This window comes from Halomicrococcus pelagicus (assembly GCF_050954125.1).
This window is the reverse complement of record NZ_JBPBWC010000001.1, coordinates 639,324-663,001: the sequence shown is the minus strand read 5'-3', so window position 1 is coordinate 663,001 and position 23,678 is coordinate 639,324. Positions and strand designations below refer to the sequence as shown.

Below are 23,678 nucleotides of genomic sequence, written 5' to 3'. Positions count from 1 at the left end.
TATATAAAAAGAATAATGTAATGATACTTGACTGGTCTAGCTGAGAAACCGTGTCTGACTGAACTTCATTACGTCGGGCTTCGAAGGACTGGTTGGGGAGATGAGTACAAGAAGCTTCGACGGGCTTGGCAGGCCCGCGGCAGATTCGGCATTCGACTATCTGAACAGGGGGCTCCAGATTACAGGACTGTTCTTCTTCATCAACGGTATCTACGTGGCGTTCTTCTCCGCGAACATCGTCACGACGGTCGGATACTACCTCGTCGTTCTCGCACTGGTGATGCTGACGCTGTCACGCGCACTATCACCGGAGAAGGCGTTCGTGCCCGACGAAGTTCGAGAAGTGCTGGGAACCGAGACCAACCCGGGGCAAGCCCGCTCGCACGGCGACTCGCGTTCGAGTCGCGGCACTCGCCAGAAACGGGCACGGTCGAACCGCGGCACGCGTCGGAACGGGACTGGCGGACAGCACGGGGGGTTCGACGTTCGCCAATACTACCGCGCCGCGCTCGAGAAACTGGACGACGTCGCGTCCAGCGGTCGTTCGTCCCGCCGTAGCGGACGCGACCGTCTCTGAAGCCGTTTCGACGCCGACGAAACGCTCGATTCGAGCCGTAATCCGGGGCGGACTGCCGCCCGGAACGGAGACGAAGACCGGGAACGGCGAAGCGAGTTCGAAAACGAGCAGTGCGGCGTCGCCCGGTTCGTCTGTCCGACTGGCGGTACGACCGGGAGTAAGCGCCCCGTTCTCTCCCGAGAAATTCATGACGGCTTACGAAACGCAAGACAGCGTAGCGGCTGTCTCGACAGGACGAGACGGCCGTCGAGTCATTATCGGCTCGTTTACCAATCATAAGGGTTACCTTGTTCTCGGTCAATCATCGGTTGTGAACAGCCAACGTCTCACAGCTGTCGTGCTCGTCTTCGCCGTGCTGCTCGCCGGCTGCACCGGCTTCGGCGGCTCGACTGACGGGACGGACGCGACGTCCACCACCGCAACGACCACGAACTCCACTCCGACGCCGACGAGTACTTCGACGCCGACCACTACCACCGTCGCCTCGACGACGAGCACGACGACGACCACGACGCAGACGACAGAGATGTGGATACGCCCGACGGAGCCGCGGACGCCCTTCCAGAACAGGCTCTCCGACCGCATCTCCAGCGTCGAGTTCGTCGACAAGAAGAACGCCAGCGGTGGCGGATACAGCGATTTCGACATCCGGGTCACCGCGGACACGCTAATGAACAACGTCGACCCCGAGAGCGACGGCGAACCCTACTTCATGGTCAAGATAAACGGTACGTGGATCACCAGGAAGGACGTTCGCTGGGAGCAGAAGAAAAACGGCACGTACACGCTCGAAGTGCTGCCGGACGCCCTCAGCCAGTTCGACTCCGGCACCCTGAAGGTACAGGTGTTGCTGCTCGAAGAGGACAAGAAGCACGACGACAAGTACGACGTCTGGAACGGAACCATCGAGTACGGTGCGAAGTAACCGTTTCCCCGGTTCGTCGCTGCGGCCGAGTCGGCGAAAGACGTCCGGGAACGGCCGACGGAGACGGTCGATTCAGGGCACGTCGCATCTCGTTTCGTCACTGCCCCGTTGCGGACGATGATGTCCACACCTCTCGGACTGTGAACCGACTAGCGGCTTCCTCCACTACGGTCGACGTTTCTGAACTCGAATTGTGCACCGCCAGCGTCGCTTTCAGTTACCGTGCACGTCCACCCGTACACGTCGGCCATCTCTCGGACGAACGCCAGCCCTAATCCGGTCCCACCCAGTTCGGCCGCCGTGGTGAAGCCGGGCTTGAACACGGCCTCGCGGTCCGCGGCGGCGATTCCACGTCCGTCGTCCGCCACGTAGAACCCGGTCGGTAGCTCGCCGACCGTCACGCTGACCTCCGACCCACCGTGTTCCACGGTGTTCTCGAACAGGTTCCGGAACAGATGCTGAATGTACGTTTCGTCCGCCTGTATCCTGCCGTCTATCTCCACTGCTACCGTTGCCCCCGGCGCGTCCACTTCATCCCACGCCTCGCGTGCGGTGTCCGCGAGTTCGACTTCACTGCTCCCGCCGACTGCATCACGGCCTTGCGTCAGCGCCAGCAGGATATCGATGGTATCTTCGATACGGTCGAACGCTTCCGTGATGTATCCTACCGCCTCTGGCGCTGTCTCGGCCGGCAGGTTCTGAGTGTACATCTGGCCGATGGTGAGGGGGTTCCGGAGTTCGTGGGCGAGCATGCTGGCGAAACTCTCCAGGCGCTCGTTCTGTTGTTCGAGTTCACGCTCGCGTTCGACGCGATCGGAGATATCACGAATCACCCCGCACCGACCTCTCTCACCAGCTAACGGAAACGGACCCAGTCGACTCTCTGCTGGCACCGTCTCACCGTCTTTTCTGTGGATGCTCAGCTCGAGGGTCGCTACGTCGCGCTCGCCCGCTGCCACCTCGTCAGCCAATTCGGCAGCGCTGGGCGTGACTTCTTCGTCGTGAATCATCGTTGCGTATCCTCCCAGCAACTCTTCGCGGTCGTAGCCCGTCAGCTCGCAGAACGCGTCGTTGACCAGCACGAACCGTGCGTCCGAATCGACCGCATAGATACCGTCGTCGACCGTCTCGACGATTCGCTGATACTGCTCTAGCTCCTGTTCGTACTCTTTACGGCGAGTGATATCCCGGAAGTAGATCGAGAGGCCGGACGGCGAGGGGTAGGCGTGTACTTCGACCCATCCCTCCACGAGGTCGGAGTACATCTCGAAGTTCGTCGGCTCCTGGGTCTCCATCGCCTCCTGGTACTGTTCGTGGAGCATCCCTCGTGCCTCCTCCGGGAACTGCTCCGTGAGTCCTTTCCCGACCAGGTCGCCCGCGGAGCGACCGATGAGTTCCTCTGCGTGCTCGTTCACGTAGGTTATCTGCCACTCGTCGTCGATCGCCACGACGCCGTCGGTGGTCCGTTCGAACACCTCGTTGAGGTCGTCCTCCAGTTTGTCGCGCTCGCGGCGGAGTTGGCGCTCGCGCTCGCGCCGCTCGGTCATGTCGCGGGTCACCTTCGCGTACCCCAGCAACGTTCCGTCGTCGTCACGGATAGCCGTGATCGTAGCGTTTGCCCAGAACGTCGTGCCGTCCTTGCGAACGCGCCATCCCTCGTCCTCGACCACTCCCTCCTCAGCTGCGGTCGCGATGTTCGTTCGTGGAACGCCTGCCTCCCGGTCCTCGTCGGTGTAGAACGTCTCTAAGTGCTCGCCGAGGATTTCGTCTTCGGTGTAGCCTTTCATGCGTTCGGCACCGCTGTTCCAGCTTCGGATGTATCCATCGGGGCCGAGCATGAAAATTGCGTACTCCTCGACTGCCTGTACGAGCGCTCCGAAGCGCTCGCGTTCCGTCTGGAGGTCCTCCTCGCTGTCCTCTTCGGTGTCGTCCGTCGTGTGGCTGGCGTCTGCGGACGCTCGCCACCAGACTCGCGCGCTGGAACCTACCTTCTTGGTCAGCAAGTCACCGCGGTCGACGAGTTTGTCCAGCCGTTTGTAGACCGTTCGCCGCGTACAGTCGAGAGCCTCCGCGACCTCCGTGGTCGTGAGCGGCTCGTGGGCGTGAGAGGGTCGGTCGAAGACGGCCAGCGTTTCGGCGTAGATGTCCCGAGACGGGCCCGAGGAGGTCATGCTCTCCGTAGGCAGTCGGGTGTGATAACGGTTCCGCCAACGGTACTTTCGTCATAATCTTACCTGGAGAGAGCCGATACACGTTCTCCAAAACTCGGTGGGAGGTTTCTCCCACAGACTCCTCGCTCAGAGGGACGTCTCCCCGGAAGCTACGTCGTCCTCTTCGAGGGGCCTCTCCCGAGAATGCTCCTCTATCGCGAGTAACTGGAGCGCTTCCCGAAGGTGATAGTTCGTCTCGTCCATCTCGTCAGCGTCCAGAGCGTCGACGAGATGTTCGAAGGCTTTCGTTCGTTCTACCGTTGGGGATGTTCCGTCGTCGACTCTGGCGTTTGGGTGTGTCATAGTGCGGTGGCCGATGATCCGGAACGGAGGTCCTCTGTGACAGGTTCCGTGCGCCGGTCGCACGGAGAAGACAGGAGTCGACTGTCCGACGGTCCCGTCTGCCCCAACCTCTATCACAGATGCGCGAACGCACGAGTTCCGTATTAAAATATATAATCATATAAATAAAGGTTGCGGAGATTCCAACGAGAGTGACAGCTAGCCGCCCGAGCCAGTGATGGCAAATCTAACGCTCTGGTACCGAGCGAGGGGGTCCCGGAGAGGCGGAGTGTCCCGTGAACGCCCCCTCCGTCCGTGAGTTCATCCCCATCGAGCGCTTCTAAAGACCACATGCCGACGGTCCAGACGAACGACATCGAGACGTACTACCAGCGACGTGGCGATGGCCCGCCGCTGGTGTTCGTCCACGCCTCCATCGTCGACCGAACGATGTGGAAACAGCAGGTGGACGCGCTCAGCGACGACTACGCGACAATAGTCTACGACGTCCGCGGGCACGGTCGGACGGGTGGCTCGACCGAACCCGGGTATACGATGGACCTCTTTGCCGAGGACCTCCACGCTCTCGTCACTGCACTGGATCTCGAACGACCGGTCCTCTGTGGCCTCTCCATGGGCGATCGCACTGAGGTACGCAGCGACGCACCCCGAGAGCATCGCTGGGATGATACTCGCCGACACGTTCACGCCGAGAATCCTCACTCGCGGCGAGTGGTTCCTGCGCCGGCTGGTGATGAACGGCTTCGTTCCACCAGTTCGACTCGTCGGATACGAACGGGCCGAGAAGGCCAACGTGTGGCTGACGGAGCGGCTCTTCGGGGGCTCCAGTGGTGATTACGAGAAGATCGAACGACTCCGCGAAACGGGACCGAAGATGGCCACCGACGAGTTCGCAAAGGTGATTCGGTCGATGACCCGGTTTCACGAACTGTCGATCGATCTCTCGGCGATTACGGTCCCGACGCTGGTCCTGTACGGCGAGAACGAACTCCCGTTCGTCAAGCGCCACGCGGCAGAGCTGGCGGCCCACCTCTCGGACGTGGCGGTCGACGAAGTGCCGGACGCCGGCCACGCCTCGAATCTCGACAATCCCGACTACTTTACCACCGCAGTTCGGACGTTCCTCGCACGAATCCACGCGGACGAAGGGTCGGTCGTTCCCGATGGAAGCGTCGAATCTGGAGGACAGTGACAGGTCTCCTTCGACTCGGAATCGTCACCCGGGTCGACCCGAGAACTCGCACGTTGCCCCTCGTCCTGACTCCCGGTGGAGAGTACCGTGAGAAGCGGGCTCGAACCACGAAGAATCGAATCATCTCGTCCTCGGGACGTGAGCAAACGGGGACGCCCATCACTGAGGCTGGGGCAGAGTTACGGTAGCCAGCGATACTCCCACTGCTCGGCTGGCATCAGTCCGTGAAGTGTGACCGGGCGACCGAGACGGACTGGTCGCCGAGCGCGAACGATTCGACCGCGCCCCGAATCAGGCGCGAGTGCGGGGCCAGCCAGTCAAAGGCCGCCGCCGATCCCCGGACGAGCCACGCCGGGACGTACCGACCGTAGTCGAGCCAGAACCGTAGGTTGTCCGCGGCGCGCCGCTGGAGCGAGATGACGCGCTCGATGGTCGGGCGACGTCGACGCTCGAAATCCCGAAGCGTCTCGTCGGATAGAGTCCCCTCCGTGTTCGTGAGCGCGTCGACGAGGACATCGTGGCCGACGACGGCGTCCTCGACGGCGAGAGGATTGCCCTGTGCGCCGATAGGGCTCGCGGTGTGGGCGGCGTCGCCCAAAAGCACGAGCCCGTCCCGGGTCCACGTGTCCGCGACGCCCGGTGCGACGTCCAGCAACGTCGTCTCTCGGAACCCGTCCAGATGCGCGTCGATGGCCGCTGCCAGCTCTGGATCGATGGCGGCGACCCGCCGGAGGAACGCACCGAATCCCGCCTCTCGGACGCCGGGCCACTCGCCGTCCCGGACGAGGTAGCCGACCTGGAGGTCGCCGGCGCCCAGCCCGAAGTACACGAGGACGCCATCGCGGTCGATGTGGCCCTGGGTGCTGGCGTCGACGGCGCCCTGCGGGAGCTTGAACCACACGAGATCGATGGGTGACTCGAACGATCCAGGGTCGATGCCCGCACGCTTTCGGACGGTCGAGTACCGGCCGTCGGCACCCACCACGGCACGCGCCTCGAACCTGACGTCCTCGGCGGCCTCGCGGTCGTGGGCCTCCGCTCCACGAACCGCGCCCGAGTCGTCGACTTGGAGGTCAGTAACGGTCGTGGCGGGGTGGAACGCGAAGCCGTCGTACGTGCTGGCGTGCTCGACGAGACACTCCAGGAGTGCCGGCTGCTCCATCATGAGCGCGTACGAATAGTCGGTGTCGAGCAGGTCGAAATCGAGCACGGTGACCTGCTCACCGTAGAGCGAGAACGCGCCCTCAGTGACAGTCTCGTGGGCGAGCGCGAGGACGTCGTCGAGGACGTCCATCTCGTCGAACAGACGAATGACGCCTGGGTTCCACCCAAATCCCCGGTATTCGCGCTCGAAGGTCCCGGCTCGCTCGACGAGCGCGACGTCGACGCCGCTCCGCGCGAGGAGGTACGCGAGGACAGCGCCGCTAGGTCCGCAGCCAACGACGATGACGTCCGCGACTTCAGTTCGGTCGGGCATACGTCTCCCTCGTGTACCACGCAGTTATAGCTCACTTCGTCACGATAGCGTCTGCCCTGGATCACCCCGACAGCCTGTCCATCGGGTGGTGCAACGTATCCGTGTAGGGATCGAACAGTAACTGATGGTATCGACCGAGAACCCTGAGAGGGAGGATTCGTTGCTCAAACACCTTCTGACTGCTGTGGCGGTGTTCGGACTGGCGTGGGCGATCAGTCGGGTTCGTGGACGGGACGATCGAGAAGCAGTACTGCGAGAGTAGCTGGCTCGATGGCCGACGACAGCAAGTAGTCGGGGCAAAAACGGCTGCTATACAGCCGGTTCATATCGAAATAGAGATAGTCCCGGGCGGATTCGAACCGCCGTCATGGGCTTGCTTCCGTAACGACTCGTAACCCGTTACGTCCAAAGGCCCATATGATTGGCCGCTACACCACGGGACTTCCGTGGGACGTCACCCGATTCTAACGCGATGAGACACTTGAACGTATCGCAATCGAAAGCCCCGAGAAGGACCCGTACTAGTCGGCTTCGCCTTCTCGGACCAGTTCGGCGCACATGTCGGCTCGGGCGTCGAAGCAGTCCGGGCACTGGGGTTCGCGGTCGATGATCGTGTCGAGTCGCTCCGCGACGGTGTCGTCGATGACGCTCTCGAGCGCCTTCGCCTCGCTCGGGAACTCCTCGACCTCGAGGACGTTGTGGAGGAAGCGCTCGATGATGCAGTAGGTCTGGAGCGCCTCGTGGGCCTGCTCGATACCCTCGTCGGTCAGCGAGACCCCCTTGTACTTCTCGTGGTCGGCGAGGCCACGGTCCTGTAGCTTGCCGATCATCTCGTTGACGCTGGCCGGACTCACGTCGAGCCGGTCGGCCAGTGCGCCGGTCGAGGCTGGCCCGTTCTCCATCTGCTGTACGAGATAGATCGCCTTCAGATACTGGTCTGCAGTGTTCATTCTCGGGCCTCCATGACCTCGGTCACTTCCTCGACGCCTTCGGCCTCTTCCTCCCGAATCGCCTTCAACGTAGCGAGTAGCTCTTCACGGTCGAGCGCGAACTTCGCGTCGCTGGCTTCGATGGCGTCGATGAGGTCGTCGTAGAACTTGTAGGCCGTCTCCTCGCCGTGGAGCTGGTCGTAGAGGACACCGTCGAAGTCCTCCGGTCCCGTCTGGGCGTAGGTGGCCTCGACCAGCGACTCTATCTCCTCGAACGGTACCGACTCCGCGTCGAGTTCGTCGACGAGCGTTTCGAGACGCTCGCGGTGCTCCGCGGACTCCTCGCGCGCTTCCGTCAGTAGCTCGCGGACGTCCTCGCGCAGTTCGTCGCGCTCCGCCGAAGAAAGTGACTCGTAGTGGCGGGCGGCCCGCGCCTCGACGACCTCTTCGAGCACCACGCCTATCTGGAGCAGGCGGGCGAGTTGGCGGTCCGACGAGACGCGTTCGCCGACCGACATCCTCAGGCCCGCAGTCGTTCGCCGATCTTCGTCTCCAGGTCCTCTTCGAGTTCCTCGACCTCGACTTCCTCGAGGACGGGGACGAAGAACCCTTCGACGAGCATGTTCCTCGCGCTCTCGTCGTCGACGCCCCGGGAGGTCATGTAGAACAGGTCCTCCGAGTCGATCTGGCCGACGGTCGCGGAGTGGCTGGCTTCGGTGTCGTGGTTGTTGATGATGAGCTTGGGGGAGGCGTCGGCCTCGCTGCCGTCGCTCAGCATCAGCGTGTTCTCGCGTTGGTAGGAGCTGGTGTCCCACGCGTCGCTGCCGACGTCCTGGACGCCCTCGTACACGGAACGGGCGGTGTCGTCGAGGACGCCCCGGGTGATGAGGTCGGCGGTCGTGTGGGCAGCGTTGTGCCACACGCGCGCGGCGATGTCGAAGTGCTGGTCGTCGTGGCCGAAGAACGCGCCCACGGTCTTGGTCTCGGACGACTCGCCGTCGAGTTCGGTCTCGACGCTGGACTTCGTGAGCCGCGAGCCGAGGTTGCCCTCGATCCAGTTGACCGTCGCGTAGTCGTCGGCGCTACCGCGCTTGAGCGTGTAGTTGTACGTCTCGTCGTCGAGTTCCTGCAGGGAGCCGTACTGGACGTGGCTGTTCTCGCCCGCGACGACTTCGACGAGGCCGCTGTAGTAGCGCTCTCCCTCGACTCCGGCGGCTTCGCTTTCGCCGGTCGACTGCCGTTCGAGGATGGTCACCGAACTCGATCGTTCGGTGACGACGAGCGTGTAGTTGAAAAGCGACTGGCTGTTCATCGTCGTCCGGATGGTGACGTCCTCCGCGTCGACGCCCTCCGGGACGTAGACGACCGTCCCAGTGCTGAAGAGCGCGGTCGACAGCGCCGTCAGGTAGTTCTCCTGCGGGTCGACGACCGAGCCGAAGTGCTCGCGAACGAGGTCTTCGTGCTCGTCAACGGCGTCAGCGATGGACAGCACCTCGGCCTCGTCGGGGCCGACCTGGTCTTTCTCCTCGGCTGCGTTCAGCGGATCGACGAAGCTCTCGAAGTCGAGCGCGTGGAGGTTCGTCCAGTCGCGACCCGGCGTCCGGATGACGTCGGGCATGTCGAGTTCCTCGAGCGCCGCCAGCGCGTCCAGTCGCGTCTCCAGCAGCCATTCCGGCTCGTCGAGTTCGTCGGAGATCTGGCGGACGGTCTCTTCGGAGATGGAGCGGTGCACCTGCGTGCTCATCCGAGGCTCCCCTCCATTTCGAGTTCGATGAGGCGGTTCAGTTCGACCGCGTACTCGATGGGCAGTTCCTCCGTGATGGGCTCGATGAATCCGGAGACGATCATCTGCTTGGCGTCGTCGTCGTCGAGACCGCGGCTCTGGAGGTAGAACACGTCCTCGTCGCCGATCTTCCCGACGGTCGCCTCGTGGGCGACGTCGACGCGGTCCTCGTTGATCTCCATGTACGGCATGGTGTCCGACGTGCTCTCGTTGTCGAACATCAGCGCGTCACACTCGACGCTGGTCGAGGAGTCCACCGCACCGTCGCTGATGTGGACGAGACCGCGGTAGTTGGTGCGGCCGCCGTCCTTGCTGATGGACTTGGACTCGATGGTGGAGTTCGTCTTCGGCGCGTTGTGGTACACCTTCGCGCCGGTGTCGATGTTCTGGCCCTCGCCCGCGAACGCGATGGTGATGTTGTTCGTGGACGCGCCGCGACCCTTCAGCACGGAGCAGGGGTACAGCATGGTGGCCTTCGACCCCATGCTGCCCGAGACCCACTCCATGCGGCCGCCGGCCTCGACGAGCGCGCGCTTGGTGTTGAGGTTGTAGGTGTTCTTCGACCAGTTCTGCACGGTCGAGTACTGGACGTGGGCGTCCTCGCCGACGAACACCTCGACGCCGCCGGAGTGGAGGTTGTGGCTGCCGTACTTCGGCGCGGAACAGCCCTCGATGTAGTGGACCTCGCTCCCCTCTTCGGCGATGATGAGGGTGTGCTCGAACTGGCCCATGCCCTCGGAGTTCATCCGGAAGTACGCCTGCACGGGCATCTCGACGGTGACGTCCTCGGGCACGTAGACGAACGACCCGCCGGACCACACCGCGCCGTGAAGCGCCGCGAACTTGTTGTCCGACGGCGGCACGCAGGAGGTCATGAAGTACTCCTTCACGAGGTCTTCGTGCTCCTGGACTGCCTCGTCCATGTTGCAGAAGACCACGCCTTTCTCCTCCCACTGCTCCTGCATGTTCTGGTAGACGACCTCTGACTCGTACTGGGCGCCGACGCCGGAAAGCGCCTTCCGCTCGGCCTCCGGGATGCCCAGTTTCTCGAACGTGTCCTGGATGTCCTCGGGGAGGTCGTCCCAGCTGTCCGCTCCCTCGCGCTTGTCGACGTCGGGACGGATGTAGGGGACGATCTCCTCGATGTCCAGTTCCGTGAGGTCGGGCTGGCCGGGCCAGTCCGTCGGCAGGGGCATGTTCTGGTAGTGCTCCAGCGCGCGAAGGCGGCGCTCGAGCATCCATTCGGGTTCGTCCTTGTCCTCGCTGATGAGGCGGACGACCTCTTCGGTCAGTCCCTTGTCGGACCTGACCGCGGCCTGTTCTTCTTTCTTGAACGCGAATCGTTCCTCGGTGTCTGTCTCTTTGAGATGGTCCTGGTCGGAGCTCATGATATCACTTTATGCGGTCTGGTAGACTTCGTCGCGCACCCAGTCGTAACCCTTGTCCTCGAGCTTCTCGGCGAGTTCGGCACCGCCGCTCATGGCGACCTCACCGTCGAGCATCACGTGGACGTGGTCGGGTTCGACGTAGTCGAGGATGCGCTGGTAGTGCGTGATCTGAAGGATGCCGGTCCCCTGCTCGTCACGCAGGGCGTTGATGCCCTTCGAGACGTCCTGCAGGCGGTCGATGTCGAGACCGGAGTCGATCTCGTCGAGCACCGCGATGGACGGTTCGAGAATCGCGGCCTGCAGCACCTCGTTCTGTTTCTTCTCCCCGCCGGAGAAGCCGGCGTTCAGATAGCGCTGGGCGAACTTCTCGTCCATGTCGAGCTGTTCCATCTTCTCCTGAAGGATCTGCTGGAACTCGGCGACGCCGACCTCGCCCTCGTCGGCGGGACCTTCCATCGGACTCGTCTCGTAGCCTTCGTCGTCTTCTTCCTCGTCCGCTTCGGCGGCTTCGTCTTCGTCCTCGAACAGCTCTTCGCGCTCTTCGAGCTTGGCGTTGAGCGCGGTCCGGAGGAAGTTCGCCATCGTGACCCCCTCTATCTCTGCGGGGTACTGGAAGCCGAGGAAGACGCCGAGCGCCGCGCGCTCGTTCGGCTCCATCTCCAGCAGATTCCAGGTTCGCTTGTCCTCCGGAATCTCGTCGTCGAAGTCCTCGTCGTCGAGGTGGACGAGTACCTCCCCTTCTGTTACTTCGTAGGCGGGATGGCCGGCGACGATCTTCGCCGTCGTCGACTTCCCGCTTCCGTTCGGTCCCATCAGCGCGTGAATCTCGCCCGAGCGGACCTCCAGGTCCACTCCATTGAGAATCTTCTCGTCTTCCTCCACGACCTCCGCGTGGACGTTTTTGAGTTCCAGTGTTGCCATCGTTAGGTTCACCTAAGTCGTTTTGATGAAGGGGCGGTCGTCCCATAACAGTTTCGCAAGCGTCTGCAATCGGTTTCCGGAACGGGAAAATTCTTTTCCAAAGGCAGAAATTCGGCGTGGTACCATTGCTCCCGGCAAACTCGTTCGAGGCGGTCAGTGGCGGCTTCACGGTCTCACCCTGAACCCCGCTCGTTCCCCTTCTCCGGCCCGAAAACGCCCGGTTTCCTGTTCTCCGAGTTCCTCGCGTGCTCGAGTTCCTCACTCAGTCTTCGTTCGTATTTTGTACGTTAATACTTTCGCGCGCGAAGACAAGGGAGGGCTGACGAGGGCTGACTTCCCGCGAAATGGCCCGGGCTGACCTGGCCGGAAATGCCACGCGCCGACCTCACCGGAGATGGGCCGGAGCGCTCACGTGAAACTGCCCAGGCCGGTCTGCTCCTGGCCGCTCTTTACCTCCTCCCAGGAGATGTCGAGCGCTTCCAGCACGCGGGCAATTGGGCCCCTGAGCGTCTTCTCGAGCATCTTGTCCCAGTCGATTTCGAACTCGTCGGGGATCTGGTCCGCGTACTCGAAGCAGATGACGTCCGGGTCCTTCTTGAACTCGCGGTACAGGGGGTCGGACTGCGGATCGAAGTCCCGTTCGCTCTCCACCCGCTCGAAGAAGGAGGGGTGGACCTTCTTCAGGTAGAGGCGCTTCGGCTTGCTCCCGCGCTGGATGTTCGTCCCCAGCAGGAGGTTGGCGTACTTCGCGCCCCGGACCTGCGCGGTGTCGGTGTCGTAGTCGTCGAGGCGCTTGCCGATGCCGCCCGGGACCGCGACGTCGTCTAGGTCGACGTTTCCGGCCTGGAAGTCCTCGATGATGTCGTGGACGTACTCTTTCACGTCGTCCAGGTCCTCGCCGGTGACGATCATCTCGATGACGTCGCGCTGGACCTCCTTCGTGATAGGTGCGATGTCGCTGCGCTTGTACTCGAAGCCCGTGATGTCGATGTCGTCGACGTCCTTGCCCTCCTTCCAGACGATGTGGCCCGCGTAGCGTTTCTTCTTGCCCGCCTGGAAGAACCGCCGGTAGAGCTTCTCGAACTCGATCTGGAAGCGGTGCTCGTCAGCGTTCAGGTCCTCCCTGGCGAACTCGTCGTACCGGTCGTTGATGTAGTCCTCTATCTCGAACGACTGCTCGATGGCCTCCTCCTTCGAGAACTCGCTCCCGAGTTCGAGCATGACCGAGTCGGTGTCGCCGTACGCCACGTCGTACCCCACTTCGCGCGCCGCCGTCTCGGTGAACTCGATGACCTCCCGACCGGTCGCGGTGATGGCCGCTCCCATCTCCTTGTCGTAGAGGCGGAATCGTTCCCAGCCCAGGACGCCGTAGAGGCTGTTCATGATGACCTTCACCGCCGCCTGCTGACGGTCGAATATCTCGTACTCCGCGGTCTCCGGTTCGTGCTCGTTCCGGAGCGCCTTCTTCTCCTCGCGCTCGGAGAGCGTCTCGTCGATTATCTCCCGGATGATGCCGTTCCGGTCCTTCCGGAAGTGGGTCCCGTTCGGCGCGCGATAGGTGTCGCCGTCGTACTCGTCGGGGTCGACCTTCGTCTCCGGACTGGCGTTGATCGTCGCCATCGACATCGGGTACAGCGACTTCAGGTCGAGGACGGTGACGTTCTCCCTGACTCCCGTGATGGGGTCGAACACCGCACCGCCCTCGTAATCCTCGCTGTCGACCTGGCCCTTCGACGGGAGCGCGAACTCGCCGTGGGCCTTGTGGAGGACGTAGACGTCCACCGCGTCGCCGGGCGTCGTCGCGTCCTCCAGCTTGCAGCCGACGAAGGCGGCGACCTCCTCCCAGAACGCGACTATCTCCTGTTTGCGGTCGAGTTCGACGCAGATCTCGACGTCCCTGACGTTGTACTCCAGCAGGCGCTCGGGGTCCTGCTCCCAGAGGTCGCCGATGTCGCCGGGATACCGCTCCTTGCCGACGCCGAGTTCCGTCTCCCCGACGGCGTCGAGGCGGTACGATTCGAGTTCGCTGAACTGCGTGCGCTTGTAGGCGTACAGCAGGTCGAAGACCACCCGGCCCTTGACGGTGGGACCGCCCCAGTCGCTGCGCCACACCTCGTCCACGCGCGAGAGGCGGTCGGAGTCGAGGTCGTGGTCGTGGTGCCGACCGGCGAGTTCGTCGAGACGGTCGATGAGGTACGGCATGTCGAAGTCGTCGACGTTCCAGCCGGTGAACAGGTCGGGGTCGGTCGCGTCGAGGTAGTCGAGGTACGCCGCGAGCATCGCCTCCTCCTCGTCGAAGACGCGGACGTCTATCGCCGAACCCTCCTGGAGCGGGTCGTAGTCGGCGAGCTCCTCGGGCGCGACGTCCGTGGCCTCGGGCGCGTCGTAGAGCCAGGCGACGTACTCGTCGCTGTAGTTGTCGTGGCTCGTGAGACAGATTATCGGTTCCTCGCCCTCCTCGGGGAACCCCGAGCGGTCGTCGACCTCGAGGTCGAACGTGTGAACGCGGAGGTCCGCCTCGACGTCCGCCGGCGCTACTTCCTCGTGACGGACGACGAGGTCACCGTCCTCGCGGCGACGCTCCGGGAGGCGCACGCCGCTGTTGATGTCCTTGTCGATGAGAAAGCGGTTGGGAAAGAGGATATCCGCCTCGTAGTGGTCGAACTGGTCGCGGATGTTCCCGACGTCGCGCGGCGTCTGGCCGAATATCTTCGTCAGCCGCTCCCCGCGGATGCTCCGGTAGGGGTCGCCGTCGTCGTCGGTCTCCTCGTAGCCCGTGATGCGGTCGTCGTCGAGTTTGTCGTCGTCCAGCGTGTCGGTCGGCGCGTAGAAGTACGGCCGGAAGCCGACGACGCGGACGTGTTCGAGGTCGTCGTCGCGCGTGCGGCCGAAGACGTGGACGACGGGCGTCTCGTCGCCGTTGCTGCCCTCGACGGTGTAGTCGACCTGGGTCACCGCGAGTTCGAGCGTGCCTTGCGCGTCCGGGAGCCAGTCGGTGTCGACGTCGACGTGTGCGTGGGCGTCGGCCGTCTGGCCGTCCCGGCCCGCGATGGCTCGCGCCTCCTCGGCGGGGCGCTCGTCGGCGTCCCCTTCCCCGAAGTCGTCGAGCCCGGATTGAGTCATGTCGGTGATTTTGGCGCTTCCCGATAAAAACCTCCCGCTCGAGACGGGCGAGCGACGGGAGCGTCGAACACCTCGTCGGACAGGGAGGTGCCCCTCGTGCGACCGGCGACCCCGAGCACGCCGCCCCGCAAGCGTGAACTAATAGCACTGTCGCGGGCAACATGAACGCTTATACCATCCTCGTGGTAACTTCCGGGAACATGCGCGTGCGGCCCTCCACGCTGTTACTCGTCGGCGTCGTTATTCTCGTCGCCCCCCTCGCTTCGCTCGTTTTCGCACGAAGTCCGCTCGTCTGGTTCGTCCTCGGTTGCGGGTTCGTCCTCGCCGGCATCGGAACGGCGCTCCACCGACGCGACACCGACGACGTCGCGCTCTCGCGAGACACCGACCAGTACATCGTCTGTCCGCACTGCGACACGCGAAACTACGCCAGCCGCGACGCCTGCCGGGTGTGTGAACGCGAGTTCTAGAGCGAAAGCGGTATCCGGTCGTCGCCCGACGTCTCGGGCATGAGCCTGGACGACCTGAACGACGACGTGGAGGCTGCGTACGCGGACCTCGACGACGAACTGTCGGTCGAACTCGACCGGCAGACGAGAAACGAACTCGCGATGCTCGGGGCCGCCCTCGACGTCGACGACACCGACGAACTCGTTCGACGCGCAGTCCACATGCTGTTCCAGTCGACCGTCGACACCGGCAACCTCGACTTCCACCTCCGCAGCACCTACAACGTGACCTACGACGAGTACCTCTCAGGGATGACCTACGAGGAGATGGCCGGCGGCGTGAACGCGACGGGAGCCTCGACGGGACTGGACGGCGACGACAACCGACGCTACCAGTTCTAATCGAGATCGACGGCGAGCGAAACCGCTTCGCCGCCCCGACGCCACTCGACGAATCCGGCGTCGACCAGTTTCGGTACGTGGGTGTGGTGGAGCGACGCCGCCGCCAGGTCGACGCTCGGACACGAATCGTCGTGGTCCGCGACCGCTCCGGCGAGTTCCGTTACGGTGGCCCGACCGTCCCCCTCGCGTAACTTCCGGAGGACGATTCGCCGACGCTGCTCCGCCAGCACGTCGAGGATTCCCTCGGGCACGTCGAGCAGCGCGTCGAGGCCGACCGCCTCCCCGTTGGCGACCCACTCGGGGAGTTCGTGCTCACCATCGGAACCGTCGCTCGGTCGCACTCCGGCGTTCGGGTTGGGGTCAACTTTCACACGTGGAAGCAGTAACTCCCGGAGGGTATCTACGGTGCCTGTTTTTACAACCGCCTTTTGAGGGGTCAGTTGGAATTACGCTACCGTATCGCCGTCGGCTTGGGACAGCGCCGTGCGCATTACGGTCTGCTCGCCGCGTCGCAGACGCTCCGACATCGCCTGCTGGGTGATGTCGAGTTCGTCGGCGAGTTCGTCCAGCGTGACCTCCCGCGGCACGTCGAAGTAGCCGCGCTCGACGGCCATCACGAGCGCCTCTCGTTGCTCGTCGGTCAGGTCGAACTCGTACGACTCGTCGTGCGTGGCACTTTCGGTGCTGACCCGGTCGAGTCGGTAATCGAGGCCGTGTTCGTCGCAGTAGGTGTCGAACGCCGACAGATCGCCGTGGTCCGCGAATCGGAGCCGGAAGTACCACTCGTCGTTGCCCCGCGCCTCGAGAATCGTCGCACCGGACTCCGCGATGCCGTGCACGAGACTCTCGACCGCTTTGCCCCACTTCGCGCGGTACAGTACCCGATCGTCGAGACGGTCGAGCGCGACGAGGTCGTTCACTTCCTCCGTCTCGGAGACGTGACGCTCGAACTCCTCGAAGGCCGACGGATCGTCGGAGACGACCCAGAAGAACGGCAGGACGTCGGGGGAGGACGGGACGACTCGTTCGAGTTCGACGCGAGTCCGGTCCGGTATTCCCAGGGCGGTCCCGAGCAGGAACTCCTGGCTCGAGATGGTAAGTTCCACGATGACGCTCATCGCGTGCGCTTCGTTCTCGAAACGTAAACGTATCTCGCCCCTACGCGACGTCCTCGATGGCGTCGAACAGCAGGTCCATACCGAGGTCGATCTCGCGCTCGGTCACGTCGAGCGGTGGGAGCACGCGCAGCGTCTTGTAGCCACAACCCAGCGTGAGCAGGCCCCGTTTCAGCGCCGCCTCGACGACGGCCTCGCGACGCTCTTTGGTGTCGAACTCCAGCGCGAGCAGCAGGCCGCGACCCCGTACGTCGACGACGTTCGCAGGGTCGGCGTCCGCAATCCTCTCGCGGGCCTGCCGGCCCCGTTCGACGGCGTTGCCGAGCAGGTCGTGTTCCTCGATGGCGTCGAGGGTGAGTGCTCCCTGGAGCGACGAAACGACGTCGCCCGCTCCCCACGTCGAGGAGAGCCGTCCCGTCTCCTCGGGGAACACGTCCGACCGCGAGATGGTCGCGCCGACGCGGAGTCCCTTCGCACTCGTGATGACGTCCGGTTCGAGGTCGAGGTGGTCGACGCCCCACATCTCGCCCGTCCGGCCCATGCCGGCCTGTATCTCGTCGACGACGACGTTCACGTCGAAGCGCTCCCGGATGTCGGCGAGGTCCCGGACGAACTCCTCGTTCGGGACGCGGTAGCCCCCCTCGCCCTGGACCGATTCGAGGATGACGAACGCGACCTCCTCGGGGTCGATGACGCCCTGTTCGGGGTCGAGTTTGTCCGCGATGGGGTTGCCGCCCGGCCCGTTGGTCTTCCAACCGCACTCGCAGACGTCGTCGCAGGAGCAGTATGGGACGCTGACGACGCCGGGAATCTCGGGATATCCCTTCCGATGAGCGCGCTTCGAGCGGTTGAGCGAGAGCGCGCCGAGCGTGCGACCGTGGAACGCGCCGTCGAACGTGAACGCCCGGTGGCCGCCGCCCTGGTAACAGATCTTGATGGCGTTCTCGACGGCCTCCGCGCCCGAGTTGCTGAGGAAGACGGTGTCCATGTCGTACTGGCTCGTCGCGTCGGTCAGCCGGTCCATCAACTGGGCTGGACCGGGAAACTCGGGGTCTTCGGGCGGCCAGCCGCCCGACGTGTAGAAGTCCTGGCCGGCTATCTTGGTGGGGTCGACGAGGTCGAGCTCGCGGAGTTTGTCCACTATCTTCGGGTTGTTGTACCCAAGCGGTGCGGAGGCGACGTGACTCGTGAAGTCCATGAGGACGTTGCCGTCCACGTCCGTACAGAACGGGCCTTCGGCCTCGTCCGTGATGTCCCAGACGAACTCGTAGACGTAGGTGCTCGGAGCGGAGAACTGGTGATGGTACTCGACCCATCGCTGTGCTCTCTCGCTCGGTATCTCTCGGACCTGGGGCTCTGCGGAATGTCGGTCCATGCACCGCCGTACGGAAGACCGTGTTTTAAAAAATTCGTTACAAATCGGTCAATACGCTGCCACGATGGCAGCTGCGCCGGCCCCGACGAGTAGCACGGTGCTCCAGACGGTGACCCGGTAGGCGAACTGGCGGTCGGGTGCGGACGCGGTCAACGCGGCCTTGACGGCGATGCTCGACGCGGTGGCCAGCATGATGCCGAGCACGGCCGTCCCCTGGTCCAGGTTGCCACCGCTGTAGAGGGTGACCGCCGAGGCGGTCACGCCCGCGCTGGAGACCAGTCCGGAGAGGAGGGCGGTGACGTAGAACCCCGTCTGTCCGAACTGGGCCTTCGCGACCGCACCCCCCACGACGACGAGCAGGAAGATGAGTCCGAACCCCAGCACGTTGCGCAGCGAGAACGGACTCTCGAGGTCGATGTCGACCTGTTCGGACCAGTCCGCGGTGTAGGCGGCGATGGCGACGCTGCCGACGATGATGACGCCCAGCGGGATGGTCGCGCCGTACAGCGGTTCCTTCGAACTGCCGAGCGTGAACGCGATGGCGATGGCGAGGTTCCGGGCCGCCATCGCGGCGTCGGCGAGCAGGATGGCCGCCACGCCGTAGGAGGCGGCCTGCGGACGCTGGCGGACGTGGTCGAGCATCGTCCCGACGACCGCCGTCGAGGACGCTAGACCGCCGAAGAATCCCGTGACCGCGATGCCGCGTCCCCCGTAGTTCCGGACGAGCGCGTAGTTGGCGATGCCGATGCCGGCGACGGTGACGACCATTAGCCAGACGAGTCGCGGGCTGACCGTGACGTCCAGGACCGGCACGTCTCCCGGCGGAAGCAGCGGGTAGATGACGAACGCCAGGATGGCGAACTCGGCGGCCGAACGCAGTTCCTCCCGGGAGAGCCCCCACGCGAACGTGTGGAGTTCGCGCTTCAGCACGAGCAGCAGCGACGACACCACGGCGACGGTGACGCCGACGAGGATGTACCCCTCGGCGACGAGGACGCCGACGCCGAAGGTGACGAGCATCGAGACGGAGGTGGTCAGCGACAGTCCGTCGTTCTCCTCGACCACCAGCCCCTGGACCGCGAGCAGGACGCCCTGGACGATGACGAGCAGGCCACCGAGAAACAGGAGGACGTCCCGGTCGACGATGGTGAACGCCGCGCCGAGCAGACTTATGAGCGTGAACGTCCGTATGCCCGCGGACTTCTGTGACCACTCGCGCTCCAGTCCGAGGAACAGTCCGAGTGCGCCCGCGAGTATGACGCGAACGACGTCGCTGTCGAGCGAAGCCGACACGAGTACGTCTTCGATTCCCGGCACTGTTCGAACTACTGCCCCCATTCGATTAAAGACTAGCGGCCGTGACATCTCCGACACCGTCCCGGGGAGTCCGCCGACGCCGGGAGCGGGCGGTGTTCTCCCGGAGCGAGTCGCGCGCCGGGGGCGACCGCATCGGAACCGTTATCTGAACAGTTGTTCAATCGTCGTATCGATGTCGACAACCGACGAAACGCTGCGACGACTCCTCGTCGACCGTCTCGGCGAATGCTGCGACGAGGACGTCGAGCAGCGCCGCGAGGAGTTGACGGCGCTCACCGACGCCGTCCCCGACAGCACCGCCGACACGCGAGCCCTGTCGGCGCTGTCGAACGACACCCGGTACCGCGTCGCTCGCCTGCTCGCCGCGGCCGACGGTGACCTCTGCGTCTGCGAACTCGCCCCGCTCGTGGACGTGGGCGACAGCGCGCTGAGCCACGCGCTGTCGGACCTGACCGAGGCGGGACTCGTCGAGCGCCGGAAGGACGGCAAGTGGCGCTACTACGCGACGACCGAGCGCGCCGAGGCGCTGCTCGCCGCCCTGGACGACACGCGCGACGGCGGAGGGAGCGACGCGTGAGCGAACCGTCGACGGTCGCGTTCGTCTGCGTGCAGAACGCCGGACGGAGCCAGATGGCCACCGCGTTCGCCGAGCGCGAGCGCGAGAGGCGCGGCCTCGAAACTCTCGAAATCCGCTCTGGGGGGACTCGCCCCGCGGACTCGGTCCACGACGAGGTCGTCGAGGCGATGGCCGAGGAGGGAATCGACCTCTCCGACCGCGAACCGCGGGAGATAACGCCGGCGGAGTTGCAGGAGTGCGACTACGTGCTGACGATGGGGTGTTCGGCGTCCGACGTGTGTCCGGCCACGTGGAGCGGCGAGAACCGCGACTGGGACCTGGATGACCCCCACGGCGAGAGCGTCGATGAGGTCAGGGAGATCCGCGACGAGATAGCTTCCCGCGTCGTCGCGCTGTTCGACGAGCTCCAATCGGACGAGACGGACTGACCCTCCCTCTCGACCGGCTTCCTCCTCGGCGGCGAACGATGTCGTCCCCGCCGCTCGACTGCCCTCCGGCGACTGGGACACCGTTCCCGGTTCAGGGAGTCGGGGAGACTAAATATCGCTCGTCCGAACGAGCGGGCATGGACCCGCCGCTCGTCCTCGACATCGACGGCACGATGACCCGGCGCGACGACTCGATCGACCCCCGATTTTTCGACCTGCTCCCCGACTGGGACGCTCCCGTCGTCGTCGCCACGGGGAAGGCGTTCCCCTACCCGGTGGCGCTCGCGCACTTCCTCGGACTCCCGCAGAACGTCATCGCGGAGAACGGCGGTATCGTCCTCGCGCGCGACGAGGTGACGGTGAACGGCGACGGCGAGGCGGCCCGCGCGGTCGCCGAGGAGTACCGTGCGGCGGGCCACGACCTCGGCTGGGGGCGGTCCGACCTCACGAACCGCTGGCGGGAGACCGAGATAGCGGTCCGGCGCGACCAGCCGCTCGGCCCGCTGGAGGAACTCGCCAGCGAGCACGGTCTGGAGGTCGTCGACACGGGGTACGCCTACCACGTCAAGCCGCCCGACGTGAGCAAGGGGCAGGGGCTGAAGTCGGTCGCGCGCCTGCTCGACCGCGACCCCGGGGAGTTCGTCGCCGTCGGCGACTCGGAGAACGACGTGTCGACGTTCGGCGTCGCCGGGGAGTCCTACGCCGTGGCGAACGCCGACGACAAGGCGCGCCAGGCCGCCGACACCGTGGTCGAGGGGTCGTACGCCGAGGGGACGCTCGCGGTGCTGGAAGCGTTGCGGGAGTAGTCCGCGAACTCCTTCCGGGCGAACCGACCCTTCCCCGTGGTCGGTCTGCCGGGGCGTGATTTTGCGTCGAACGGCGAGAAGATCGAGACGACGAGCACGAAGTTCCTCCGTGCTCTCCTCGGGGTAGGCGTCACGGTCGTTCCGGCGGTGACGCCGTCGCACTTGCCATCCCGTACGGAAACGGGGTCGACTCTGGGCTACTCGTCCTCGTCGTCCGTGCGCCGCCGCCGTCGAACCTCGTTGGCGAACGCGGCGACGCCGACGCCGAGGACGCCCAGCGCGAGCGCCCAGGGGCCTCTCTCGTCCATCACGCCACCTCCGCGTCCACCCAGTCGCCGAACGAGTCGAGCGTCGCGCTCTCGTCGAAGCGCTCGACGCAGGGGACGTCGTAGGGGTGGGCGTCCTCGATTCGGGCGACGAGGTCCTCCCAGCGCTCGTCGGTCGTCTTCGCGAGCAGGACCACCTCCTCGTCGCGGTGGACGTCGCCGTCCCAGCGGTAGACTGACCGGCAGGGGAACCGGTTGACGCAGGCCGCGAGGCGCTCCTCGACGAGCAACTCCGCGATGTCGGTGGCCGCGTCCGGCGGCGCGGTGACGTACGCGGTCGGCATCTCACTCGGCGATGGGATTGTGGGTACCGTTGATGTCCCACTCGTGGATGCAGTACGTTTCGCCCGACGACGAGGAGACGACCCAGCCGTGAACGGACTCGTCGAACTCCTCCTCGCGGCCGCAGCGCAGACACCGTCGACGTTTCGGTACGTTCAGTTCGACCATCGGTTCGAAACGTGGCGTCGAATCCACTTAACTTGCCTTCCCTGTCCCGACGGTCAAGCGCGAGCGGGGAGCGACAACGCCACTACCGTCGCCCGTACAGGAGGACCGATGGCCGAAGCCGACGGTGCGAACGAGGACGCTGACGCGGCGGTTCGAACCGGTACGGCTCACAGCGGAATCGCCGACACCGTCCCGGAGACGTCGCCGACGTACGCCGCGTGACGGCCGACCGCGGGCCCGGCGACGACGCCGTCCTGCGCCATGAACCGCCAGCGCGTTCGTCCTGTCGCGCGGTCGAACGCGAACGTCAGACCGTCATCGTTGGCGACGTACACCGCCTCGTCGGTGACCGCCGGCCGGCCCCAGATGCGGGCGTCCGTCGCGACCCGCCACCGGACCGACCCCGAGCGAGCGTCGAGGGCGTAGGCCGACCCGTCCGTGCTCGTCGCGTACACCGCGTCGCCGGCGAACACCGGCGACGACCAGACGCCGGCCCCGGTGCGGTGCTCCCAGTACGCGTCCCCGGTCGCCGTGTCGACGGCGAACACGCGGTCGCCGTCCACCGTGCCGACGTAGGCGACGCCGTCAGCGACCGCTGGCGCGGCCGCGACCGCCAGCGAGGGCCGGAAGCGGAACCGTTCGGTGCCGTCGAACTTGTGGGCGTACAGGCCGCCGTCGAGTCCCGTCACGTACACCGCATCGTCCGCGACCGCGAGCGAACTCACCGCGCGGGCGACGGTGCGGAACGACCGGCGGCGGTCGCCGTTTGCGGCGTCGAGAACCGACACCTGGCCGTCGCGGCTCGCCACGTACACGTCGTCACCGACGGGGACTGGCGCGACGTCGACGCCGGCGTCCGTCTCGAACCGCCACAGCTCGACTCCGCTGCTCGCATCGAGCGCGTGGAGGACGCCGTCGCGGTCCCCGACGTACACCGCCTCCCCGGTCACCGCGGTCGGTCCCACGGCGGTCGACGTCTCGAACAGCCACTCGCTCACGCCGTCGCGCCTGTCGAGTGCGACGGTGATGCCGTCCCCCGTACCGGCGTACACGCCCCGGTCCCGGACCACCGGCGGCGTCCCGACCGGACCGCCGACCCGCGTGCGCCACGTCGCGCGGACCCGTCCGGCCGCCCGACCGGTCACGTCCCGGCCGCGCTCGTTCGTCGCGTCGCTCGCTCCCCCGCGTCGGGTCCCGATTCCGGCGTCGCCGGTCGTCGACCGTCGCCGCGGTCCCGGCGTGAACCCCTCGGTCGACGGCGACGCGACGTCGTCCGCCCCGGTCGGCTTCGCTCCCTCGTCCGCGTCGTTTCTCTCCACGCCCCCGTCGGACGCGAGGTGGTCCGAACCGTCGCTCGCCTCGCTACGCTCGAACGACCATTCGACGCTGCGGGCGACGCGTTCGTCGCCGCGACGCGTCACCTGGTCGAACTGGAACTCCGCGACCGCCTTCGTGTCAAACTCGCTATCACTGTCGTTCGGTTCTCCGGTCCGTTCTGCACCTATCAGTTGGAAATCACTTGCTCGCGCCGTCGTGTCCTCTGTGTCGTCCCCGTTCATGTGTAGTTACAGACCTGATTACGGTCTGATTGGCAGATTATTAAAA

Annotated in this window: 23 protein-coding genes, 1 tRNA gene and 1 pseudogene; 8 read left to right on the top strand and 17 right to left on the bottom strand. The window is 65.0% G+C overall.

Features of this window, described 5'->3' with window-relative positions:
• Positions 1 to 100 precede the first annotated feature (100 nt).
• Together ACRYA2_RS03675 and ACRYA2_RS03670 are read left to right on the top strand one after the other, a co-directional pair.
• On the top strand, positions 101 to 577 hold the full coding sequence (locus ACRYA2_RS03675; protein WP_433624319.1) for a hypothetical protein: 477 nt from the start codon (positions 101 to 103) through the stop codon (positions 575 to 577).
• 310 nt (positions 578 to 887) lie between these two features.
• Positions 888 to 1,502: a hypothetical protein gene (locus tag ACRYA2_RS03670; RefSeq protein ID WP_433624317.1), complete on the top strand. Its 615-nt coding sequence runs from the start codon at positions 888 to 890 to the stop codon at positions 1,500 to 1,502.
• Positions 1,503 to 1,651: 149 nt separating this feature from the next.
• Here the strand turns inward: ACRYA2_RS03670 and ACRYA2_RS03665 are convergent, their stop codons facing one another.
• Both ACRYA2_RS03665 and ACRYA2_RS03660 read right to left on the bottom strand, forming a co-directional pair.
• Positions 1,652 to 3,673, bottom strand: coding sequence for a PAS domain-containing protein (locus ACRYA2_RS03665; protein ID WP_433624315.1), 2,022 nt, complete (start codon positions 3,671 to 3,673; stop codon positions 1,652 to 1,654).
• Between the two features lie 126 nt (positions 3,674 to 3,799).
• Complete coding sequence (locus tag ACRYA2_RS03660; RefSeq protein WP_433624313.1) at positions 3,800 to 4,132, bottom strand: hypothetical protein; 333 nt, start codon at positions 4,130 to 4,132, stop codon at positions 3,800 to 3,802.
• Between the two features lie 213 nt (positions 4,133 to 4,345).
• On the opposite strand from ACRYA2_RS03660, the pseudogene ACRYA2_RS03655 reads away from it, so the two are divergent.
• A pseudogene (locus ACRYA2_RS03655) lies at positions 4,346 to 5,207 on the top strand (alpha/beta fold hydrolase).
• 217 nt (positions 5,208 to 5,424) lie between these two features.
• Here ACRYA2_RS03655 and ACRYA2_RS03650 read toward each other — a convergent pair.
• The 8 genes from ACRYA2_RS03650 to ACRYA2_RS03615 form a co-directional block, all read right to left on the bottom strand.
• A complete protein-coding gene (locus ACRYA2_RS03650; RefSeq protein WP_433624311.1) occupies positions 5,425 to 6,684 on the bottom strand; it encodes an FAD-dependent monooxygenase in 1,260 nt (419 codons plus the stop codon).
• 339 nt (positions 6,685 to 7,023) lie between these two features.
• Positions 7,024 to 7,127 (bottom strand) — tRNA-Gln (locus ACRYA2_RS03645).
• A gap of 78 nt (positions 7,128 to 7,205) precedes the next feature.
• Positions 7,206 to 7,634 (bottom strand): metal-dependent transcriptional regulator, encoded by a 429-nt coding sequence (locus tag ACRYA2_RS03640; RefSeq protein ID WP_433624309.1) that lies wholly within the window; start codon positions 7,632 to 7,634, stop codon positions 7,206 to 7,208.
• Positions 7,631 to 8,131: a ferritin-like domain-containing protein gene (locus tag ACRYA2_RS03635; protein WP_433624307.1), complete on the bottom strand. Its 501-nt coding sequence runs from the start codon at positions 8,129 to 8,131 to the stop codon at positions 7,631 to 7,633. The genes ACRYA2_RS03640 and ACRYA2_RS03635 overlap by 4 nt, the downstream gene beginning before the upstream one ends.
• A gap of 2 nt (positions 8,132 to 8,133) precedes the next feature.
• Entirely contained in the window at positions 8,134 to 9,357 is a 1,224-nt protein-coding gene (gene sufD / locus ACRYA2_RS03630; protein ID WP_433624305.1) for a Fe-S cluster assembly protein SufD, read from the bottom strand.
• Complete coding sequence (gene sufB, locus ACRYA2_RS03625; protein ID WP_113275675.1) at positions 9,354 to 10,784, bottom strand: Fe-S cluster assembly protein SufB; 1,431 nt, start codon at positions 10,782 to 10,784, stop codon at positions 9,354 to 9,356. Before sufB ends, sufD begins: the two co-directional genes overlap by 4 nt.
• A gap of 9 nt (positions 10,785 to 10,793) precedes the next feature.
• Positions 10,794 to 11,705: an ABC transporter ATP-binding protein gene (locus ACRYA2_RS03620; RefSeq protein WP_113275674.1), complete on the bottom strand. Its 912-nt coding sequence runs from the start codon at positions 11,703 to 11,705 to the stop codon at positions 10,794 to 10,796.
• 408 nt (positions 11,706 to 12,113) lie between these two features.
• Positions 12,114 to 14,828, bottom strand: a complete 2,715-nt coding sequence (locus tag ACRYA2_RS03615) for a DNA-directed DNA polymerase (RefSeq protein WP_433624302.1) — start codon at positions 14,826 to 14,828, stop codon at positions 12,114 to 12,116.
• A gap of 200 nt (positions 14,829 to 15,028) precedes the next feature.
• Here ACRYA2_RS03615 and ACRYA2_RS03610 point away from each other — a divergent pair, with 200 nt between their 5' ends.
• Together ACRYA2_RS03610 and ACRYA2_RS03605 are read left to right on the top strand one after the other, a co-directional pair.
• Positions 15,029 to 15,298, top strand: coding sequence for a hypothetical protein (locus ACRYA2_RS03610; RefSeq protein WP_433624300.1), 270 nt, complete (start codon positions 15,029 to 15,031; stop codon positions 15,296 to 15,298).
• Positions 15,299 to 15,337: 39 nt separating this feature from the next.
• Positions 15,338 to 15,679 carry a ribbon-helix-helix protein gene (locus ACRYA2_RS03605; protein ID WP_433624299.1) on the top strand — a complete coding sequence of 114 codons (342 nt, stop codon included), beginning with the start codon at positions 15,338 to 15,340 and terminating at the stop codon, positions 15,677 to 15,679.
• Here ACRYA2_RS03605 and ACRYA2_RS03600 read toward each other — a convergent pair.
• The 4 genes from ACRYA2_RS03600 to ACRYA2_RS03585 all read right to left on the bottom strand — a co-directional run bounded on the left by ACRYA2_RS03600 (position 15,676) and on the right by ACRYA2_RS03585 (position 19,486).
• Positions 15,676 to 16,050, bottom strand: a complete 375-nt coding sequence (locus tag ACRYA2_RS03600; RefSeq protein WP_433624297.1) for a DUF7344 domain-containing protein — start codon at positions 16,048 to 16,050, stop codon at positions 15,676 to 15,678. The two genes, ACRYA2_RS03605 and ACRYA2_RS03600, sit on opposite strands and share 4 nt — an antisense overlap.
• A gap of 75 nt (positions 16,051 to 16,125) precedes the next feature.
• Positions 16,126 to 16,797: a helix-turn-helix domain-containing protein gene (locus ACRYA2_RS03595; protein ID WP_433624295.1), complete on the bottom strand. Its 672-nt coding sequence runs from the start codon at positions 16,795 to 16,797 to the stop codon at positions 16,126 to 16,128.
• 40 nt (positions 16,798 to 16,837) lie between these two features.
• Positions 16,838 to 18,169: a class-III pyridoxal-phosphate-dependent aminotransferase gene (locus ACRYA2_RS03590; RefSeq protein ID WP_433624293.1), complete on the bottom strand. Its 1,332-nt coding sequence runs from the start codon at positions 18,167 to 18,169 to the stop codon at positions 16,838 to 16,840.
• 48 nt (positions 18,170 to 18,217) lie between these two features.
• Positions 18,218 to 19,486 (bottom strand): MgtC/SapB family protein, encoded by a 1,269-nt coding sequence (locus ACRYA2_RS03585; protein WP_433624291.1) that lies wholly within the window; start codon positions 19,484 to 19,486, stop codon positions 18,218 to 18,220.
• A gap of 172 nt (positions 19,487 to 19,658) precedes the next feature.
• Between ACRYA2_RS03585 and ACRYA2_RS03580 the strand changes: the two genes are divergently transcribed.
• The 3 genes from ACRYA2_RS03580 (at position 19,659) to ACRYA2_RS03570 (ending at position 21,297) form a co-directional block, all read left to right on the top strand.
• Entirely contained in the window at positions 19,659 to 20,063 is a 405-nt protein-coding gene (locus ACRYA2_RS03580) for an ArsR/SmtB family transcription factor (RefSeq protein WP_433624289.1), read from the top strand.
• Positions 20,060 to 20,491 carry an arsenate-mycothiol transferase ArsC gene (locus ACRYA2_RS03575; RefSeq protein ID WP_433624287.1) on the top strand — a complete coding sequence of 144 codons (432 nt, stop codon included), beginning with the start codon at positions 20,060 to 20,062 and terminating at the stop codon, positions 20,489 to 20,491. The genes ACRYA2_RS03580 and ACRYA2_RS03575 overlap by 4 nt, the downstream gene beginning before the upstream one ends.
• Positions 20,492 to 20,628: 137 nt before the next feature.
• Entirely contained in the window at positions 20,629 to 21,297 is a 669-nt protein-coding gene (locus tag ACRYA2_RS03570; RefSeq protein WP_433624285.1) for a phosphoglycolate phosphatase, read from the top strand.
• A gap of 307 nt (positions 21,298 to 21,604) precedes the next feature.
• On the opposite strand, the gene cutA is transcribed toward ACRYA2_RS03570, so the two are convergent.
• The 3 genes from cutA to ACRYA2_RS03555 form a co-directional block, all read right to left on the bottom strand.
• Entirely contained in the window at positions 21,605 to 21,907 is a 303-nt protein-coding gene (gene cutA / locus ACRYA2_RS03565) for a divalent-cation tolerance protein CutA (RefSeq protein WP_433624283.1), read from the bottom strand.
• A gap of 1 nt (position 21,908) precedes the next feature.
• Positions 21,909 to 22,073: an HEWD family protein gene (locus ACRYA2_RS03560; RefSeq protein WP_433624281.1), complete on the bottom strand. Its 165-nt coding sequence runs from the start codon at positions 22,071 to 22,073 to the stop codon at positions 21,909 to 21,911.
• 167 nt (positions 22,074 to 22,240) lie between these two features.
• On the bottom strand, positions 22,241 to 23,632 hold the full coding sequence (locus ACRYA2_RS03555; protein ID WP_433624279.1) for an outer membrane protein assembly factor BamB family protein: 1,392 nt from the start codon (positions 23,630 to 23,632) through the stop codon (positions 22,241 to 22,243).
• Between the last annotated feature and the right edge of the window lie 46 nt (positions 23,633 to 23,678).